Below are 19,360 nucleotides of genomic sequence, written 5' to 3'. Positions count from 1 at the left end.
GACATCTTCACCAGAGCTTGTAGGGCAATTCTGAAAAACCCCTTTGACATGACCATTTGGCGCTGCGGTTTCGTACCCTCTGAACCCCGTATTCCCGACAGAGCCTGTGCGAATGCTCAATGACAAGGAAAGTCCTTTTACCCTGACCCTCACCGACAGCGGATTATGCCTACCGGTATTGCGCTTCAGTGGCGAGGAAGCACTCAACCAGCCCTACCGTTTCGATATCGAATTGATCGGTCTGGCCCCGGCCATGCCGCCCAGAACGTTTTTGCAGCAACCGGTGTTTCTGCGCCTCAACGATGATCACGGGGTGCACGGCCTGATCCACAGCGCCAGTTGCGAACATCGCGGCACCCACCGGATCGGCTATCGACTGATCGTGGTGCCGCACCTGCGCAGATTGGCAGAGCCCGACAAACGTCGAGTCTTCGTGCAGATGAGCGTGCCGCAGATCCTTCAGCAATTGCTCGAAGACCATGCGCTGCCGAGCGACGCCTACCGGATCGAGATGACGGTGGGGCATTACCCGCTGCGGCCGTTTTGCATTCAGTACGAGGAAAGCGATCTGGCCTTGCTGCATCGTCTGTGCGAAGAAGAAGGCATTCACTACCATTTCGAACACCGCCCGGATGGGCATGTCGTGGTCTTTGCCGACGACAGCCTGAGCCTGCCGCAAACACCGGTGCTGGTGCCGTTCGAGGCCGATGGGCAGACCTCGTCGCCGTGTGTCAGCACGCTGTATCAACATCACCACAGTGCGCCAATCGTCGGGCTGCCGGCGATCCGCAACCGCAGCCAGCCGGTGGCGATGGAAGCGGCCGCCAACCAGACCTCTGCTCAGCCGCGGTCTTCAACGCCGTCACTGGCCCAACGTCATGCCGAGCAGCGCAGCCGCCGTCATCTGGAGCGCCAACGCTGTCAGCACCGCTCGATCCATGGTCGCAGCGACTGCGTGGGTTTACTCAGCGGCCATTTGCTGCAGGTGCTCGAACATCCGCTCAGCCATTTCAACGAGCAATGGCTGATCACCGAACTGCGGCACAACGGTCAACATCCGTCGATACTCGACCCCAGTCCGACGGTGCACCGTTACGCCAACGATTTCACCGCGCAACCGTGGTCGACCGACTATCGCCCACCGCTCAGGCAAGCGCGTCCGAACATCGCCGGCTACCATGTGGCGCGCGTGCAGGGCGCGCCGGGGCAAGCGCCGCGACTCGATGAGCAAGGTCGCGTCGCCGTCACGCTATGGCCCGCCGCGACGGAGCCACCCGACGACACTGCCACGCTGTGGCTGCCGATCGCCATGAGCCAAATCAATGGCCGCCTCAGTGTCGACGACCTGCCCTGTGCCGGCAGTGAGGTGTGGGTCAGTTTTCTCGACAGCGATCCTGACCGGCCCATCCTCTGCCTCGGTTACTCAAGCAAACCCGCCGCAAGAGAAGCCCCGTGCACGCACGATGACAGCTTGCTGCTCGACTGGTTACTCAACGCGCCATGAGCTTTGGCTTCGGGATTTCGCGGCCACCGGGCTCTGCGCAGGATCAGCCTTTGTCGGCCTTGCCCGCCGCCGCGGCGAATTTTGCCAGGCGCACGTCCAGATGCCGTGGCCGGCGCCCGTGATCTTCGGCGCGTTCCTTGCGGCGGATGGCGTTGCGCACCATCAACGAGCCGAGGTAGCGGATGGGCTCTGGCGGAAAGTAGCCCAACGGCCCGTTGACCAACGGTGAACGGGTCCACGGATTATCGAGGCCTTGCACCAGCGCGGCAAGAATCTGCCCGCCCATGTGGCACGGGCCGACGCCGCTGCCGGAGTAACCGAAGCCGTAAAACACATTGCCGCTGTTGCTCATCTGGCCGAAGAACGGCAGCCCGGTGACCGAGCGATCCGACGGGCCGTTCCAGGTCGCGTCGATTTTGACGTCGGCGAATGCCGGGAAGAAATCCGCAAGGCTGCGCTGGAGCAACCCGGCATACGGCGATGGCTGATCGAACACCGGCAACATCCGCCCGCCATAAGCAAAGGTGTTGCCGCCCTTGCCGAGCATGATCCGGCCGTCCGGGGTGTTGTGGTAGTAGTGCACGAAAATCCGCGAATCGAGCACAGTGACGCCGCTGGTCAAACCGATCTCCTGCAACAACTGCGGACGCGGTTCGGTGATCAACATGTCGCTGGAAACAATCGCCACGCTGCGCTCGAACTGCGGGAAAGCCCGGGCCATCCATGCGTTCATCGCCAGTACCACGCGGTCGGCGACGACATTGCCGTTCGGCGTCTGAAGGCGCGCCGGACGGCCCTCCTCCAGCCCGGTCATCGCGGTGTTTTCATGAATTTTCACGCCTAGCTGCAACGCCACCCGGCGCAATCCGCGCACCAGTTTGCCCGGTTGTACACTGGCCGCCGCTGGCGAGAACCAGCCTTCCAGATGTTTGGCGGAACCGGCCATACGCTGCACATCGGCCAGCGGGCGTTGAGTAAATGAATTGATGCCATTGCGTTCCAGCGCCGCGATCACCGCGTCGGTCGAACCGACTTGCGCGCGATTGGTGGCGGTGTACAGCGTGCCGTCGAGGCGGTAGTCGGCATCGACGCCATACTGCTCGCAGAACTCACCGATGGCGTGAATGCTGCGCTCGGATTCCTTGACCAGTCGCACGGCTTCTTCGACACCGAACAAGCGCTCGAGGGTGAAATACTTGGCAGACCACGACAGCGCACAACCACCGTTGCGCCCGCTGGCACCCGCGCCGCAGATGTCCGCCTCGATCAGCAACACATCGAGTTCGGGGTTCTGTTGCTTGAGCATGATCGCCGTCCACAACCCGGTGTATCCGCCGCCAACGATGCACACGTCTGTGCGCACTTCGCCCTGCAACGGCGGGCAGGTTTCAGACGTGTCGGCCAGCAAGGCCTGCTCCAGCCAAAACGGTCTCATGGGGTTTCTCCAATCAATTGGCCACGCCACAGCCTGCCGCGAGCGCCGCAGCAGGCCGCGAGGCACAGGGTTTCAGGAACGCAGCGGTTTGATGGTCAAACGGCAATTGGGAATGGCGGCACGCGGCTCCATCACCCCGACCGGGCGACTGTTCCAGTGCGGAATCAATACCAGCGCCGAGAACAGCGCGCAGCCGGCAAACACGATAAACACCGTCACCGAGTCGAAGTAACCCGGCAGCAAGCCACCGAGCACCGCGCCGACCGAGCCGCAGCCGTTGACGAATCCGGCAGCGGTGGCACCGGCCTTGGCTTTGCCGAAATCGATGGCGGCAGCGCCGCTGATCATCGAATCCGGGCCGTACAGGGTCAGGCCCATGACGAACAGCAACGCGACCACCAACAAGACACTGCCGGTGTGCAACGCGCCCATGAACAGCGCCAGGGTCACGGTCAGCGCCAGCAAACTGATCACGCAGGCTGGCATGCGTCGGGCGCCGAACAACTTGTCCGAAGCCAGGCCGATCATGATCGGCCCGAGCAGGCCGGCCAGTTCGAACGACGTCGGGATGATTGCCGCGCCGACCTTGCCGACACTGGGCATCTGTTCAAAGACAATCACCGGGCCCCACAACAGAATCGCGTAACGCGCCGGTTTCAACAGGAAATACGCGAGGCCCAGCACCAGCACCGTGCGGTTGCGCAGGATTTCCTTCAACGGTTCCCAAACGCTGAGTTTGCTGTTGGCTTCGATTTCCTCGGCGCTGAGTTCCGGCTCCGGCTCCACCGCCGGCAAGCCGACATCCTCCGGTTTGTTGCGCTGGAAGATAAAGAACAGCACCGCCACCACGGCGACCACCGCCGCACTGGAAATAAACGCCGCATGCCAACTGCCGATCAGCGTATACGCCCACCAGCCAGCGAACGGCGAAGCGACCAAACCACCAAACGCATAGCAGGAACTCCATAAGCCGAGTACCCGCCCGCGCTGCTGCGCGGGGAAGAAGCTGCCGAGGTTCTTGCACAACCCCGACCATCCGGTGGACTGCGCCAACCCCTGTATCAGCATGCAGGTGGCGAAGATCGGCAACGTGGCGTAACTGCCCATCACCAGCGCTGCGGCGGCGGAAATCAGCAACCCGCCGAGCACCACGACCCGTGGGCCAAAGCGGTCGGCGAGCATGCCCCAGGTGAACTGGCCAATGGCGTAAGCGGCCAGATAGATCGCATCGAGGTTGGCCATGGCCATCTTGTCGAGCATGAAGGTCGGGTCTTCGGCGATGCCCAGTTTGGCCACCGAAAAAGCTTTACGGGTGAAGTAGAAAGCGGCGTACGCGAGCCAGGTGACAGCGAAGATCTGCACGCGCCAACGCGCAATGGTGCCGATGTGCTTGTTCATGGTGGTTCTGACCTCAGGGTGTGAGTGTGCCGGCAGAATCGTTAAGAAAAACGCCTGTGTTTTTATTGTTGAGCACTGCGCTGGCACCCCGTCCCTGTGGCGCTAGCGGTCAGATGAGTCCTGTTGTTGCACGCACAGGCTCATGGCCACCGTGCTGCCCGAGCGGACAGTCAGCGATGGCGTGAGCCGATCAAAGCAATTACTGTTTAATAAATAAAATCGATTTATCGTATTTCACACATAAGCTCAGCTTGTTACTGACTTAACGATCAGGTGACTTCATGTCGGTTTCCCACGCCCAACTCAAAGCCTTCCACGCCGTGGCCGTGCATGGAAGCTTTACCAAAGCCGCCGAGCGTCTTTTTCTGACGCAACCGGCGATATCCGACCAAGTGCGCAAACTCGAAGAACGCTTCGGCGTGTTGCTGTTTCACCGCAATAAACGTTCCGTGCGCCTGACCGACCTGGGTGAGCGCTTGCTGGCGATCACCCAGCGCCTGTTTGTCATTGAAGCCGAAGCCCAAGAGTTGTTGCAGGAATCTAAGGCGCTGCAGACCGGCAGCCTGATTCTGGCAGTGGATGCACCGGTGCATGTGCTGCCGCAGATCGCGCGGTTCTGCGAGCGCTATCCGGGGATCAGCGTGAAGATCGAGACCGGCAACACCGATGAGTCGCTGTTTCGCCTGTTCAACTATCAGGCCGATCTGGCGTTGCTCGGGCGTGACGTCAGTGATGAGCGTTTGCTCTGTGTGCCGCTGCGCAATGATCCGATGGTGGCGTTCGTGTCGCGCAATCATCCGTGGGCCGAGCGTGAATCGATCTGCCTGGCGGATCTGGATGACACGCCCTTGGTGTTGCGTGAACACGGTTCGGTGACCCGGCAGACCCTGGAAGAGGAAATGGCCCGCGCCGGTTTTCGCATTCGTCCGGCGATTCAGGTCGAGGGCCGGGAAGCGGCGCGTGAGGCGGTGGTGGTCGGGATTGGTGTCGGCGTAGTGTCGGCGGCGGAGTTTGGCGCGGATTCGCGGGTGTGCGCACTGCCGATTGTTGATTGCACGCGGCGGCTGACGGAGACGCTGGTGTGTTTGCGTGAGCAAAGCAATCGACGGGTGGTGGCGACCTTTCTCGATATGGTTCGCGAGAGTCTTGTGTAGGCAATACCGGCCCCATCGCTGGCAAGCCAGCTCCCACAAGGACTTGCGGTGCATACAAATCCCCTGTGGGAGCTGGCTTGCCAGCGATTGGGGCGACTCGCTGTATCAGGCTGGCGCAAGACCGAAGAACGCCTGAATCAAGCGCAACTCCCGCCGCCGCTCCATGCAGCCGATCATGTGCCGATTAACCAGCCCTTCTCCGACAATCGGAATCGCCACCACGCGCGGGTCATGGCTGACCTCCACCGACGACACCACGCCAACGCCCAACTCGGCGGCTACCGCTTCGGTCACCGCCTCGCGGCTATCGAGTTCCAGCAACACCCGCGGCTGGATCGACGCCTGCGCGCAGGCCTGATCAAACGTGCGGCGGGTGATCGAACTCGGCTCGCGCAACACCATGATCACCTGATCCAGTTCCTTGAGTTTCACTTCACCGCCGCGCATCGCCCAGGGATGCCCCGCCGGCACCAACGCGCAAATCCGCGATTCGCTCAAGGCTTGCAGATGCAGGCCCTTGCGCGGTTCGACTTCGGTCAACACCGCCACATCCGCGTGTTCCGATAACAACGCCGCGAGGGTTTCCTGGGCATTGCCCAACCGCAGATTCACGGTGATCCCCGGGTAACGCGCGCGCAGGCTGGCCAGCATCGGCATGACCATGTGCGGCCCGTCGGCCGCCACTTCGAGCCGCCCGGTCAGCAACTGTCGGTTGGCTTCGAGCAGGGTCTGCGCCTCTTCCGCCAGCCCGAACATCGCCCGGGTGATCGCTGCCAGTTTGATGCCCTCCTTGGTCAATTCCACCCGTCGTGCGGTGCGCCGCAACAAGGTGATCTGGTAGTGCTCCTCCAGCGCCTTGATGTGCCCGGTGACCGCAGGCTGACTGATGAACAACCGCGCGGCAGCACGGGTGAAGCTGCCTTCGCGGGCCACGGCGTCGAACGCGCGCAAGTGGAACAGGTTCATGAATAACTCTCACTGATGGCTGGCATAACAACAAACAATTTGATTGATGCAACGGCGAATTGCAACGTATGCCCCGTAGCTTCATCCCACAGCGCAATCGCGAGGACACACGAATGAGTATCGCCGAACCCATCCTGCTCACTCCCGGCCCGTTGACCACTTCGGTCCGCACCCGACAGGCGATGATGGTCGACTGGGGGTCATGGGATGACCGCTTCAACCAACTGACCGCCAGCCTTTGCGAACAATTGCTGGCGATCCTCAACGGCGCCGCGACTCACCACTGCGTGCCGTTGCAGGGCAGCGGCACCTTCGCCGTCGAAGCCGCCATCGGCACTTTGGTGCCGCGTGACGGCAAAGTACTGGTGCTGATTAACGGTGCCTACGGCAAGCGTCTGGCGAAGATCTGCGAAGTGCTTGGCCGCTCGTTCAGCACTTTCGAAACCGCCGAAGACGAACCGACCACCGCCGCCGACGTCGATCGTCTGCTGCGCGCCGACAGCGATATCACTCACGTTGCGCTGATTCATTGCGAAACCAGCACCGGGATTCTCAATCCACTGCCGGAGATTGCCCAGGTCGTTGAGCAACACGGCAAACGCCTGATCATCGATGCAATGAGTTCGTTCGGCGCATTGCCGGTGGACGCACAGAAAGTGCCGTTCGACGCACTGATCGCCGCCTCCGGTAAATGCCTGGAAGGCGTACCGGGGATGGGTTTTGTCTTCGCGCGCAAAGAGTCATTGGCCGCAGCGGCCGGCAACTCGCACTCGCTGGCGATGGACCTGTTCGATCAGCACGCTTATATGCAGAAAACCGGGCAATGGCGCTTTACCCCGCCGACCCACGTCGTCGCGGCGCTGCACGAAGCCCTGCTGCAATACAACGAAGAAGGTGGCCTGCCGGCACGGCATGCGCGCTACGCCGCCAACTGCCAGGCGTTAATGGAGGAGATGAGCAAGCTCGGTGTGCGCAGTTTCCTGCCGGCGGCGATTCAGGCGCCGATCATCGCCACGTTCCATGCGCCGCAGGATCCGCGTTACCAGTTCAAGGATTTCTACGAACGCGTGAAGGCCAAGGGTTACATCCTGTACCCGGGCAAATTGACCCAAGTCGAGACCTTCCGCGTGGGTTGCATCGGTCACGTCAGCCCGGGCGAAATGCGCCAGGCCGTCGCAGCGATCGGCGAAGTGCTGCGCGAGATGGAAGTCCTAGAAATCTAAAACCCACCCTTAATCCCCTGTGGGAGCGAGCTTGCTCGCGAATGCGTCGTCTCAGGCGACATCAATGGTGACTGTCAGACCGCATTCGCGAGCAAGCTCGCTCCCACAGTTTGAATTGCATCGCCAACTCAGGAATTGATTGCCATGAACTACGTAAACCCAAGCAAGCTGCAAGCCGCCATCCTCGACTGGGCCGGCACCGTGGTCGATTTCGGCTCGTTCGCACCAACGCAAATCTTTGTCGAAGCCTTCGCCGAATTCGACGTGCAAGTCTCCATCGAAGAAGCCCGTGGCCCGATGGGCATGGGCAAGTGGGACCACATCCGCACCCTCTGCGATCAGCCGCAGGTGGCCGAGCGTTATCGCAAGGCGTTCGGCCGCACGCCGACCGATGACGACGTGACGGCGATCTACAACCGCTTCATGCCACTGCAGATCGAGAAGATCGCCGAGCACTCGGCGCTGATTCCCGGCGCACTGGAGACCATTGCCAACCTGCGCGAGCAAGGGATCAAGATCGGCTCCTGCTCCGGCTATCCGAAGCAAGTAATGGACAAAGTCGTCGCGCTGGCGGCCACCAACGGCTACGTCGCCGATCACGTGGTCGCCACCGACGAAGTGCCGAACGGCCGTCCGTGGCCGGCTCAGGCCTTGGCCAACGTGATCGCGCTGGGCATCGACGATGTCGCGGCGTGCGTGAAGATCGACGACACCGTGCCGGGCATTCTCGAAGGTCGCCGCGCCGGCATGTGGACGGTCGCGCTGATCTGCTCGGGTAACGCGCTGGGTCTGGATTACGCCGGTTTCCGTGCGCTGGGCAGCGATGAACTGGCCAGCGAGCGCAAGCGCATTCACGCACTGTTCGAAAGCTCGCGCCCGCATTACATGATCGACACCATCAGCGATTTGCCGCAAGTGATTGCCGACATCAACAAGCGTCTGGCCAACGGTGAGATGCCGCAGTCGAGCTGATTCTGCTGCTCGTAGCCAACAAAAACGCCAGGGTCTTCGTGACACTGGCGTTTTTTTATTGGCAAAGCCCTGATTCAGAGCATTGAAAGTCCGATCAGCCTCAGGCAAATCCGCCAAAGCGGATTACAGTTAAAGCATGCCGTCGCACAAGAACGGCAGGTTTTGACCCTGACCTGTGAGGAAACACCGTATGCCGTGGACAAGTTCCGAATCACGTTACAGCACCGTGTCGGTCCTGCTGCACTGGCTGATGCTGGTGTTGTTGGTGCTGGTGTACGCCAGCATGGAATTGCGCGGCCTCTTCCCCAAAGGCAGCGGCGGCCGCACGCTGATCCGCGAAGTGCATTACATGCTCGGCCTGACTGTGTTTGTGCTGGTCTGGTTTCGCCTGCTGGCGCGCAGCCTCGGCCCGGCACCGAAGATCTTCCCCGCCTCGCCGCAATGGCAAACCGTACTGGCGCGGCTGATGCACTGGGCGTTGTACCTGTTCATGATCAGCATGCCGATCCTCGGCTGGCTGATCACCAGCGCCGAAGGGCATCAGGTGATGTTCTATGGTTTTGATCTGCCGCTGTTGGTCGCGGAAAACAAAGACTTCGCCAAGCAGGTCGAGCACTGGCACGTGCTGATCGGCACGATCGGCTACTGGCTGATCGGCCTGCATGCGCTGGCGGGGATCTATCACCATTATGTGGTGGGCGATAACACGCTGTTGCGGATGATGCCCAAGCGCGGCTGACGCTCAGGGGCTGGCGATAAAACCGCGCCGGCCCTGCAAGCCACCGGTGTGAATGAAGATCAGCCGCGTGCCGGTGGTGAACCTGCCCGCCTCGACCTGCTGTTTGAGCGCCAGCAACGCCTTGCCGGTGTACAGCGGCTCCAGAGGAATGCCGGTGGCCTGCTCGGTCTGTTTGATGAACGCAAGCAACGCCGGATCAACCCTGGCAAAGCCGCCACGGCTGGCGTCTTGCAGTTCATAACTCCCGTTGCCGTGCCCTGCGGCGTGCAGGATCGACTCGACTTGCGGCGCCACACCGTGATCGTCCGGCACAGCCAGCGCGCCATAGACCGGGTGGGCCCCTGCTTCGGCCAGCACCAGTCCCGCCAATGTCGTGCCGGTGCCACAGGCCAGCCACCACGCGTGATAATCACTCCAGCCCAGCGTGGGCAATCGGGCTTGCGCCTGCTGTTGGATGGCCGAGCAACCTAGCGCCCCCGTCAATCCGCCACCGCCCTCGGGCACCGCATACAGCTGCGGATACTGCGCGTGCCAAGGTTCCCAAAAGCCTGGTTTATTCCGCGCGCGATAGCCACCGTAACCCAACCAATGCAATTGCATGCCGAACGCCTGCAGATCCTGCACTGTCGGCGTTTCCTGTGCATGCCCGCGCAGCAGCCCCACGGTTTTGAACCCCAGCCGTTGACCGGCCGCCGCCAATGCGTGCAGATGATTGGAATGCGCACCACCGAGACTGATGATGCCTTCGGCCCCTGCGCGGTCTGCCGCTTTGAGGTGTTCGATGAGTTTGAACCATTTGTTGCCGCTGATCAGCGCGTCGATCTGGTCGAGGCGCAGAATGGCGACTTCAATGCCGGCGGCTGTCAGCCAGTCCAGATGAAGGTGTTCGAGAGGGGCTTGGGGTAGCCAATCGGAGGGAGGCAAAAGCATGGGCGGCGATTCGATCTGGACAGAGCCGGCATTCTAGTCGCTCACAAGCCGCCATCGCGAGCAGACTCATAAGGTTCGCGGTGTGCACAAATCCTGTGGGAGCGAGCTTGCTCGCGAAAGCGGAGTGTCAGCCAATACATATGTCGACTGACACCCCGCCTTCGCGAGCAAGTTAAGCGGTGGAGCTTAGAGCTCAGCGGCGAGGCGCGAACCCTGATTGATCGCACGCTTGGCATCCAGTTCGGCCGCGACATCCGCACCGCCGATCAGGTGCACGTTCTGCCCCGCTTCAACCAGACCGTCATGCAGCTCACGCAGCGGATCCTGCCCTGCGCAAATCACGATGTTGTCCACCGCCAGCACTTGCGGCTCGCCGGTTTCACCGATGCGGATGTGCAGGCCCTGGTCATCGATGCTCAGGTATTCGACGCTGTTGAGCATCTGCACCTGCTTGTTCTTCAAACCGGTCCGATGAATCCAGCCAGTGGTTTTACCCAGACCGTCGCCGACCTTGGTTTTCTTGCGCTGCAACAGGAACACTTCGCGCGCCGGAGCATGCGGCGCCGCTTTGATCCCGGCGACGCCACCGCGTGCTTCCAGCTTCGTATCGATGCCCCACTCTTTCCAGAACGCGGCGCGATCCTGACTGGTGGCCACGCCTTCGTGAACAAGGAATTCCGAGACGTCGAAACCGATACCGCCGGCACCGATCACCGCGACGCGCTTGCCAACCGGTTTGCGCTCAAGAATCACATCGATGTAGCTCAGCACCTTGGCGTTGTCGACGCCCGGAATCGCCGGCACGCGCGGCGCAATGCCGGTGGCGAGGATGATTTCGTCGTAACCGCCCTCCACCAGTTTCGCCACGTCGACGCGGGTGTTCAGGCACACCTCGACGTTTGTGGTCTGCAGTTTGCGTTTGAAGTAACGCAGGGTTTCGAAAAACTCTTCCTTGCCCGGCACGCGCTTGGCGATGTTGAACTGGCCACCGATTTCGCTGGCCGAATCGAACAACGTCACCTGATGCCCACGCTCGGCAGCCACAGTCGCGGCAGACAATCCGGCAGGGCCGGCGCCAACCACAGCGATTTTTTTGATCTGCTGCACCGGCAAGTAGTTGAGCTCGGTCTCGTGGCAGGCACGCGGGTTGACCAGGCAACTGGTCAGCTTGCCGCCGAAGGTGTGATCGAGGCAGGCCTGGTTGCAACCGATGCAGGTGTTGATTTCGTCGGCGCGACCTTCGGCAGCCTTGTTGACGAAATCCGGATCGGCGAGGAATGGCCGCGCCATCGAGACCATGTCGGCATCGCCTTCGGCAAGAATCTGCTCGGCGATTTCCGGGGTGTTGATGCGGTTGGTGGTGATCAGCGGAATGCTCACCGAGCCACGCAGCTTGGCCGTGACCTTGCTGAATGCCGCACGCGGCACTTTGGTGGCGATGGTCGGAATGCGCGCTTCGTGCCAGCCGATACCGGTGTTGATGATGGTCGCGCCGGCCTGCTCGATGGCTTTGGCCAGGGTGACGATCTCGTCCCAGGTGCTGCCGCCCTCGACCAGATCGAGCATCGACAGACGGAAAATAATGATGAAGTTCGGGCCGACCGCTTCGCGAACGCGACGAACGATTTCCACCGGCAGGCGCATGCGGTTTTCGTAGCTGCCGCCCCAACGGTCAGTGCGGTGGTTGGTGTGCGCGGCGAGGAACTGGTTAATGAAATAACCTTCCGAGCCCATGATCTCGACGCCGTCATACTCGGCGGTCTGCGCCAGTACCGAGCAGGTGACGAAGTCGCTGATCTGCTTCTCGATGCCTTCCTCGTCCAGCTCTTTGGGTTTGAACGGGTTGATCGGCGCCTGAATCGCGCTCGGTGCCACCTGCTTCGGGCTGTAGGCATAACGCCCGGCGTGGAGAATCTGCATGCAGATCTTGCCGCCCGCCTCGTGCACTGCGCGGGTGACGATGCGGTGCTTGAGCGCTTCTTCTTCGGTGGTCAGCTTGGCCGCACCAGAATAAACCCCGCCCTCGTCGTTCGGGCCAATGCCGCCGGTGACCATCAAGCCAACGCCGCCGCGCGCACGCTCGGCGAAATACGCCGCCATGCGCTCGAAGCCACCCGGTTTTTCTTCAAGGCCGGTGTGCATCGAGCCCATCAGGGTGCGGTTGCGCAGCGTGGTGAATCCCAGGTCCAGCGGGGCCAACAGGTGCGGGTAATGAGCGGCGGTCATCGGTAACTCCACAACGAGCGATCACGGAAAAAGTGCGGGAGCTCTGCGTCCCCCGTCAGTCATGTGGCACAGACTAAGAGTCGCACCGTTGTCACTCAATGACCGTAACTGACAACTTATTGATCCAAATGCGCAGCGCCCTTTCCTGATGGGTAGTGCCAATTGATGACCTGCTAATTCGGCCACTCGGTAACGATGCTCCAATCAAAACACCGAACAATCGAAGCTGGCACCCTGCCATCCATAGCAGCTAGACTGAGTCTGGATTTCCGCTGCACGGCACCCTCTCTGCTTATATGAGAGATTGCGCGATTGGCAGTCTATTTCCAGTCACCGCTTTTTCTATCGCAAGGACGACGATGCTTTCTCCAGAAACAGAAAAGAAAATCGAGGCACTCTGGGACTTAGTGTCCTCAGCTGGTCTCGCAGCCTCTCCCTATGTGGTACTAGATCAAATTGCCTGTCTGATCTTCCTAAAGCATCTGCATGAGCTCGATTTGCAACGTAGTGCAGCGGGGACAGTGGCGGTTTCGCAAGTACGTGTTTCGGACAAAGCCAAGCCAACAACGCCTACTATATCTTTGTGGAAAAAGACTCTGCAGCAGGAAGACATCGGAGTGTTTCTCGTAGATGTCGCCTACCCTTGGCTACGGAAATTAGAACAACGCTTGAGTAACGAAAAAATTTTTGGTACCGCACTACGTCTCAACGGCTTGATGGGGGACGCTTACTTTCAGCTCGATATGACCAAGAACCAAGCGATTCAACAGCTTGTTCAAAGTGTTGATGAATTGTTTCCGTGCCCTGGCTTTGATCACGACGGACCTCAATCTTCAGGCGAAGTGTTCGCAAAACTATTCGAACAAGCGTCGCAGAATAGTACTCTTGGTCAAATCGCCACCCCGCCCCATATCGCAAGATTCATGGTATCGCTGCTAGATCCTGCGGCAGGTGAAAAAATAATTGACCCCGCGGTCGGCACCGGTACATTGCTGGTTAATGCACTTGGATACATGCGCGAGGGCAAGACTCCTAGTGACCGTTCACTTGCGGGGCGCAGTGACTCATTGACTGGCATCGACCTGAATCACGCCCAAGTCCGCATAAGCTGGATATATCTATTGTTGCAAGGCATTGAGTCGCCCTTGTGCATTCAAGGCAATAGTTTGAACATGCAAAACAACGCGTCCATCACCAACAAGATACTCCAAGACAAATACGACTTCGTCCTCTCGGATGTGCCCTTCGGTGGGCGGATTCAGCAAGTAGAGAATTCGGATGCAAATGGTGATGCCAATATTCAGCATATCGAGCTTCAATACCTCTCCCAGGCACTGAGCTTGCTCCGGCCTAATGGCCGTACCGCGCTGATTGTTCCACAGAGCTTGTTGACAGTTGAAGATACAGCCCACATCCGCACTCGCCGTACGCTGCTTATCGGGCATCAGCTGGAGGCTGTGGTCCTGCTGCCAGAGGAAGTATTTGCGCCGCACATCGGAATAAAAGCAGCGATACTGGTGGTCCGAAAGCATCCAGCGCAGCAACCTGCGTCAGCGCGCTCCAACCCTGAGCTGAAAACGACTACCGTCTGGTTTTATGAAGTCGAGAATGATGGAGTATCGGATGAATCCGGTACAACGGGAGTTGCCAGCCCGGAGAATGATTTACTGGATGCATGGATGCACTTTAAGCTCCGCAACGCAGATCTGCAAAGTTGGGAGGCGACGAAGGGTCGCTACTATCAGGCTGTTAGTCTTCAACCTAATACCAAGTGGTTCAATCCGCAAGTAACCCACCGCACTGCCACTCAAACTAAACAATGGCAAGTCCCAGTGCGAATCTGGCTGGAACAGGCTGAATGGAGCAACGCGCCCGACGGTGTACTCGGCTCACACGACGCCGCAGGCCGCGTGCGGTCAGAATATATCGAGGAAATGGCCTCTAGACTCTATGTCGCTGACCGGCTCGACAAAACACTGTTGGCTCACAACTGCATTGAGGCGCACGGCTGGAGTCTTGAACTGACCCGCTATAAGCCACTGGAGAAACCGAATCTATTGGGTGAGAAGTCGGTATTAGAACTTATCAACGAACTTGAGGCTCTTGAAAGGAACATTCTGCAGCATCTGATTGATCTACGTAAAAACTTGGGGGGTGATAGATGACGCTGCCAGACTCTTGGCGGAAAGTCAGCCTGATAGACGTGTGCGAGCTTAATCCACGCCTTTCCCCGGCAGATCGGCCCAACCCTGAGAAGATCGTAAGCCTGTTTTCGTACGACAACTTCGAGAAATCCGATGGTGAGCAGATCAAGTACGAGAGCCAACCTTTTCATCAAATGCCCAAGACCGCAGTGCTATTTCGCGCCAAAGACGTGCTGATCGCAACCCGTGGCTCGAGAGTCATGAACTGCATCTTTGTTGAAGAACTGCCCACCGAATTCGGCGTCGCACAGCACTGTTTGGTATTGCGACATAGCGATGAACTTAATCCGGAATACCTGCTGTACTTTGTTAAACAGCCATCATTCAAACAGGCTGCGCGCAGAACCAACCGTGGTACTTCGCATCAACTCGCGATTCCGACCCAGTTTTTTCGCGACATGTACCTCCCGCTCCCCCCCTTACGCGAACAAAATGCACTAGTTGAACTGTTCAAAAAATCCACTCTCGCGCCTTATCACTTGGCTTTGGCGCAAGCACGGAATTTATCTACCCAGTTGGCCCAAACCCTTCTACTATCAAGTGAGGAAGCGGGTAGTTGGCCCATCTACAGTCTGGCAGATGTCTGTAAATTGGGCCCGCACAAGGTAGTCTCACAAGAAGACACTTCGGGCACAGTAGTTAACTTCTACTCCAGTTCGGGAGTGAACCGGTTGACTCGTACGGTGACGCCTGAAAGAACTGCACTCCAAGTACTCCCGAAGTTAAGTTTTCAGGTACTCGAAGGTGATGTTCTGTTCGGCAGCAGGGCCGGGACAAGTAACTCAGGTAATACATGTTTTATTCCAGGAGACGCTGAGTCGCGCCACTATGCATCTAGGGCATTTCAGGTATTGCGACCAACTCCTTCGATACTGCCGCAGTATTTGGCCTGCTTCATGAGACTGCCTTGGTTGCTTTTACAAATCGAGACGTTTGGTAATAACATAGGTCGTCTGTCCCATTCTTTGTTGAGGAGAATCGAGTTCCCCCTGCCCTCCATCGACCGGCAGCGTGAAATACTCTTACTGATGGATCAAGTGCCGATATCGAGTATACATAGCGCACTTGATATGGCTGCATTATTGTCGCGGGCCATCTTCAGAGAAGGTTTTACCGGCGAGTTATCTAGTCGCTGGCGAGAAGCTTTCGCTCAGATGTCAGAGGTGACCAGCGCTGTTAAAGCGCAATTTTCCAATCCTCAAATCGTAGCCTCTGAACTTTACGCGCCAGAGTGGCGTACCTCTCGGCGCCTGATTATCGAAAGACTCTCGGCAGTACAGCTTGATGTTTGGAAGCAACTGTGCGAACAGCGCCATCCACTGGTGATCGGGGATCCGGCGGCGTTCGCTTCTTTTTGCTTCGCAGTTCAGGCGCAAAGCAATATCAGCCAAATCGCCGTTCGCAGAGCCTTGCATCAACTTGCTGCGTTAGGCTTGATCAGGCACATGTCCATTCCCAATGCATACGGACAATTCATGGCGGCATATCGAAGATGTCGCGTTGTCGATTCAGGCCGCGCGGGTGAAGACACGGCTTACATTGATGCCCTAAACATTCGTCACAATCTTTCGACCCAAGATAAGGCGATATAAAGTGCGTCTTCGTTATTTGAAGCTTGACAACTACGCTCCACTCAGTGACTTGAAAGTATGTTTCGTCAGCGATCCTGCTTGGTCCGCATTTTCCCAAGGAGGGCCGAGTCCCTGTGCAATTCACTTTGTAGTAGGTCTCAATGGCAGTGGAAAAAGCCATCTGCTACGCGCCTTGTCCGCCATTTTCGTTGCCCTAGCCGATGGCCGTTTACCGGGCTTTGCCTTTACTTTGATCTATGAATTGGGCACCGCTGGAAACCTACGAACAGTTATATTTGACAACCCCGGCTCGCGCGATGAAGCCAGTGTGTGGCAGGCCAACGGCCTTGAATTCAGCAGTACCGCAGGGGTAGACGATTTCGAATCGGCTATTCCAATGCGCAAAAGCGACGAGAGCTCAGCCTACATTGCCAGAATTGCGATAGGCGATTTCCCGCAAGCCGTGACCGATCTACTGCCTAAAGTGCTGGCGTACACCTCGGGCTCCTGGACTGCTTGGGATGAAGTCTGGGCACTACCCGTGGAAACAGGTGGAAAAGATTTTCGCTTTACCGAAGACGAAGACTTCCCGTTAGAGCTGGAGCGCCCGTTGGGCTGGTCCCAGCAAGACGAAGAGGCGTTGAATCAGGCCAACGATCAGCCATCCATAACGATTCTGCCACCCCACGCGTATGTCGACGCGAGCGACCTCCTCAACAGACCGATGCTGCTCAAAGGCAATCGTCAGGATGCTGCGGTGCTTGCTGTGGCATTGCAAGAGTTGCAGATTGAACGAAACAAAGGTGCACCTGAGCATTTACTGGCAGATCTGTTTCAAAAAGCCGGATGGCAACGCTTGGTCAGCATACGTTTGCGTCTTGATCTTGAGCAAGTCAAGGCGGCACCACGTGCGATGCAGCACAAAATTCATGACGCCCTGCTCGCTGCCGGTGAAGTAATTGCGCTGCCCGAGCCAGGAGACCGTCTGCGCGTGCTGCATTTCGATGTGGATGCGCCACTCGATCAAGACCGGAATTACTTCGACCGGCAGCTCAATAAAGCCAAATATCAGGACGAGGCCTTGGCGCTCTTACTGGGTGAGCAAAACCAGAGTGCTTTCAGCAGGTTCAGCGAACTCTCACGCTGGTTGGCGTTGGGTTTGATACAAAACATCGAACTTTCAATCCGTCGCAACGCTAAACCCTCACATGCTCAAATATCAGACAGTGGTGTGATGAGTTATACCGACTTGTCTGACGGTGAGCAGATGGTATTGAGACGCTGGGCACTGTTTCATCTACTGGCGGGACAGCAGGACGCCCTTTTATTGCTCGATGAGCCTGAAACCCACTTTAATGACGCGTGGAAACGAGAGATCGTCAGTGTTATCGAACAAGCGATGGGCGAAGACGCCAGTAGCGTATTGATTGCTACCCATTCATCCATCGTGATCTCCGATGTGTTTGATGAAGAGATTTTACACATTCAAAAGACCCCGGACGGCACTTCACAGGCAATCCAAGTCGGCAACCGCACCTTCGGTACTGATCCAAGTGCCCTGATGATGAGCCTGTTCAAGACAGACGATAGCATTGGTCTGCGGGCCCAACGTCGAATCGAAGCGTTTACGGCATATATTCGCGATCAACAATCGCCCATCGAACAGAGAATCAGAGAACTCCAGCTGGTGATCTCGCGGCTCGGTACTGGTTTTCATCGCAGTGAACTACGCACGTTACTTAAAGAGTTGCAAGAGGACGATGACAAACGCGCATTGAAGCAATCAATCATGACCTTGGAGTCGGTTCAATTGAAAACTAAGCTTCTGACGGTCCTAGATCAATCAACGCCTGACGGTAGCGACGATGCTTAGGCCTATCAATAAAACTGGCTGCGCAGGCGCCTTGAGATCTACTCAGAAGATGATTCAGAGTTTTGCTTTGTGGTTGTGTGATCCCAATACCTATGCCGATGGAGTGACTGAGCCTGCCATCGAGCAATTTTTACAAACCCCACAGGAAGCAAAGTGGTTGTGGCGTTTTCTGAACGGCACTCTCAAGGAAAAAACCTACTTGGAGCGCGCGAAGCATTTGGCTGGATTGGCGCCCGAAGAAAAAACGCTCTTAAAAAAATGGATAGAGTGCTCTGTAAATATAGGTATTTACTTCGATGTCGTCCCCACCGGCCAGCAGATACCAACAGCTTCACCGTTCGCTGGACGCCGTGATGGCGAGCTTCATTGGAAAAACTTCAAAGACCTGATGGAGGCTTTCTATTTAAAGGGCCTCAGGGAAGGTCTGGCGTATTCACCTGATGGAGCACCAACGGAAGATAGAGAAACCGCACTGAACTACACTGCGTTTCGCGCAAATTTCATTGAGCAGCATCAGTTTGACAAGCATGAATACGCTCGGAAGGTCTGCGTCATATGCAATGGGGAGTTACGTAACCCGTCAGTTGATCATTGGGTGGCGAAAGCCAACTACCCGTTACTATCCGTCTGCGCCGACAATTTGATACCTATCTGCGGCGAGTGCAATCAGTCACCGAACAAAGGTACAAAAACCGTTCATACCGACGGCGATTTTGAAGACTGGTTCCATCCATACTTTCGTCATCCCAACGGCACACTCAAACTCGTTCACCAGACCTCCGGTTTGCGACTCAAGCTCACCAGCACCCGCGCCACCGATACCAAGCGGGTGGCCAACTTAAATGGGTTGTTTAACCTGGAGCAGCGCTGGACGAGGGAATTCAAAGGTGAATATCGAAAACTGTATAACTCGATACTGACCCGCCAGAAGAAAAGAGGTATCGCTTTGACACTGGAAAGTCTATGTCAGCAACTTGAGGACTGGGCTGATGGTTTAGATTCCAACCAACCCCATTTCGAGGTACATGAGGCACTCGCCAAAACACTCCTAGACGCTAATCGCCTTGTAGCTTGGTGCAAAGATCTGAACATAGACTTGCGACCTCATCTCCTCGGTCGAAACAACGTTGCCGCTCGCTCTGAGGCACCGTGATCCCTTGGTGAA

General features: G+C 57.9%; 14 protein-coding genes. 9 read left to right on the top strand and 5 right to left on the bottom strand.

Features of this window, described 5'->3' with window-relative positions:
* The first annotated feature begins 112 nt into the window (after positions 1–112).
* The gene (locus tag WA225_RS20910) at positions 113–1,504 is read left to right on the top strand and encodes a type VI secretion system Vgr family protein (RefSeq protein ID WP_422609408.1); all 1,392 of its coding nucleotides are present in this window, start codon (positions 113–115) and stop codon (positions 1,502–1,504) included.
* 43 nt (positions 1,505–1,547) lie between these two features.
* Here WA225_RS20910 and WA225_RS20905 read toward each other — a convergent pair whose 3' ends face one another.
* Complete coding sequence (locus WA225_RS20905) at positions 1,548–2,939, bottom strand: FAD-dependent oxidoreductase (protein ID WP_422609407.1); 1,392 nt, start codon at positions 2,937–2,939, stop codon at positions 1,548–1,550.
* Between the two features lie 72 nt (positions 2,940–3,011).
* Positions 3,012–4,337 carry an MFS transporter gene (locus WA225_RS20900; protein ID WP_422609406.1) on the bottom strand — a complete coding sequence of 442 codons (1,326 nt, stop codon included), beginning with the start codon at positions 4,335–4,337 and terminating at the stop codon, positions 3,012–3,014.
* 281 nt (positions 4,338–4,618) lie between these two features.
* Between WA225_RS20900 and WA225_RS20895 the strand changes: the two genes are divergently transcribed.
* Positions 4,619–5,491 (top strand): LysR family transcriptional regulator, encoded by an 873-nt coding sequence (locus tag WA225_RS20895; protein WP_422609405.1) that lies wholly within the window; start codon positions 4,619–4,621, stop codon positions 5,489–5,491.
* Positions 5,492–5,596: 105 nt separating this feature from the next.
* Here WA225_RS20895 and WA225_RS20890 read toward each other — a convergent pair whose 3' ends face one another.
* Positions 5,597–6,457 (bottom strand): LysR substrate-binding domain-containing protein, encoded by an 861-nt coding sequence (locus WA225_RS20890; protein WP_422609404.1) that lies wholly within the window; start codon positions 6,455–6,457, stop codon positions 5,597–5,599.
* A gap of 113 nt (positions 6,458–6,570) precedes the next feature.
* Here WA225_RS20890 and WA225_RS20885 point away from each other — a divergent pair, with 113 nt between their 5' ends.
* The 3 genes from WA225_RS20885 to WA225_RS20875 all read left to right on the top strand — a co-directional run bounded on the left by WA225_RS20885 (position 6,571) and on the right by WA225_RS20875 (position 9,391).
* Positions 6,571–7,680 (top strand): 2-aminoethylphosphonate--pyruvate transaminase, encoded by a 1,110-nt coding sequence (locus tag WA225_RS20885; protein ID WP_422609403.1) that lies wholly within the window; start codon positions 6,571–6,573, stop codon positions 7,678–7,680.
* Between the two features lie 144 nt (positions 7,681–7,824).
* Positions 7,825–8,652, top strand: coding sequence for a phosphonoacetaldehyde hydrolase (gene phnX, locus WA225_RS20880; protein WP_422609402.1), 828 nt, complete (start codon positions 7,825–7,827; stop codon positions 8,650–8,652).
* 190 nt (positions 8,653–8,842) lie between these two features.
* On the top strand, positions 8,843–9,391 hold the full coding sequence (locus WA225_RS20875; protein ID WP_422609401.1) for a cytochrome b: 549 nt from the start codon (positions 8,843–8,845) through the stop codon (positions 9,389–9,391).
* Positions 9,392–9,394: 3 nt separating this feature from the next.
* Here the strand turns inward: WA225_RS20875 and WA225_RS20870 are convergent, their stop codons facing one another.
* Both WA225_RS20870 and WA225_RS20865 read right to left on the bottom strand, forming a co-directional pair.
* Positions 9,395–10,321 carry a 1-aminocyclopropane-1-carboxylate deaminase/D-cysteine desulfhydrase gene (locus WA225_RS20870; RefSeq protein ID WP_422609400.1) on the bottom strand — a complete coding sequence of 309 codons (927 nt, stop codon included), beginning with the start codon at positions 10,319–10,321 and terminating at the stop codon, positions 9,395–9,397.
* Between the two features lie 186 nt (positions 10,322–10,507).
* Positions 10,508–12,547, bottom strand: coding sequence for an FAD-dependent oxidoreductase (locus WA225_RS20865; RefSeq protein WP_422609399.1), 2,040 nt, complete (start codon positions 12,545–12,547; stop codon positions 10,508–10,510).
* Positions 12,548–12,906: 359 nt separating this feature from the next.
* Between WA225_RS20865 and WA225_RS20860 the strand changes: the two genes are divergently transcribed.
* From WA225_RS20860 to WA225_RS20845, 4 genes are read left to right on the top strand one after another with little or no spacing between them, the layout of a single operon-like run.
* On the top strand, positions 12,907–14,712 hold the full coding sequence (locus WA225_RS20860; protein ID WP_422609398.1) for an N-6 DNA methylase: 1,806 nt from the start codon (positions 12,907–12,909) through the stop codon (positions 14,710–14,712).
* Positions 14,709–16,343 (top strand): restriction endonuclease subunit S, encoded by a 1,635-nt coding sequence (locus WA225_RS20855; RefSeq protein WP_422609397.1) that lies wholly within the window; start codon positions 14,709–14,711, stop codon positions 16,341–16,343. The genes WA225_RS20860 and WA225_RS20855 overlap by 4 nt, the downstream gene beginning before the upstream one ends.
* 1 nt (position 16,344) lies before the next feature.
* Positions 16,345–18,195: an AAA family ATPase gene (locus tag WA225_RS20850; protein ID WP_422609396.1), complete on the top strand. Its 1,851-nt coding sequence runs from the start codon at positions 16,345–16,347 to the stop codon at positions 18,193–18,195.
* Positions 18,188–19,348 carry a hypothetical protein gene (locus tag WA225_RS20845; RefSeq protein WP_422609395.1) on the top strand — a complete coding sequence of 387 codons (1,161 nt, stop codon included), beginning with the start codon at positions 18,188–18,190 and terminating at the stop codon, positions 19,346–19,348. The genes WA225_RS20850 and WA225_RS20845 overlap by 8 nt, the downstream gene beginning before the upstream one ends.
* Positions 19,349–19,360: the final 12 nt, after the last annotated feature.

The organism is Pseudomonas sp., assembly GCF_049300855.1.
Taxonomy (GTDB): domain Bacteria; phylum Pseudomonadota; class Gammaproteobacteria; order Pseudomonadales; family Pseudomonadaceae; genus Aquipseudomonas.
The sequence above is the reverse complement of the archived record's forward strand: the minus strand, read 5'-3'. Positions and strand labels throughout refer to the sequence as shown.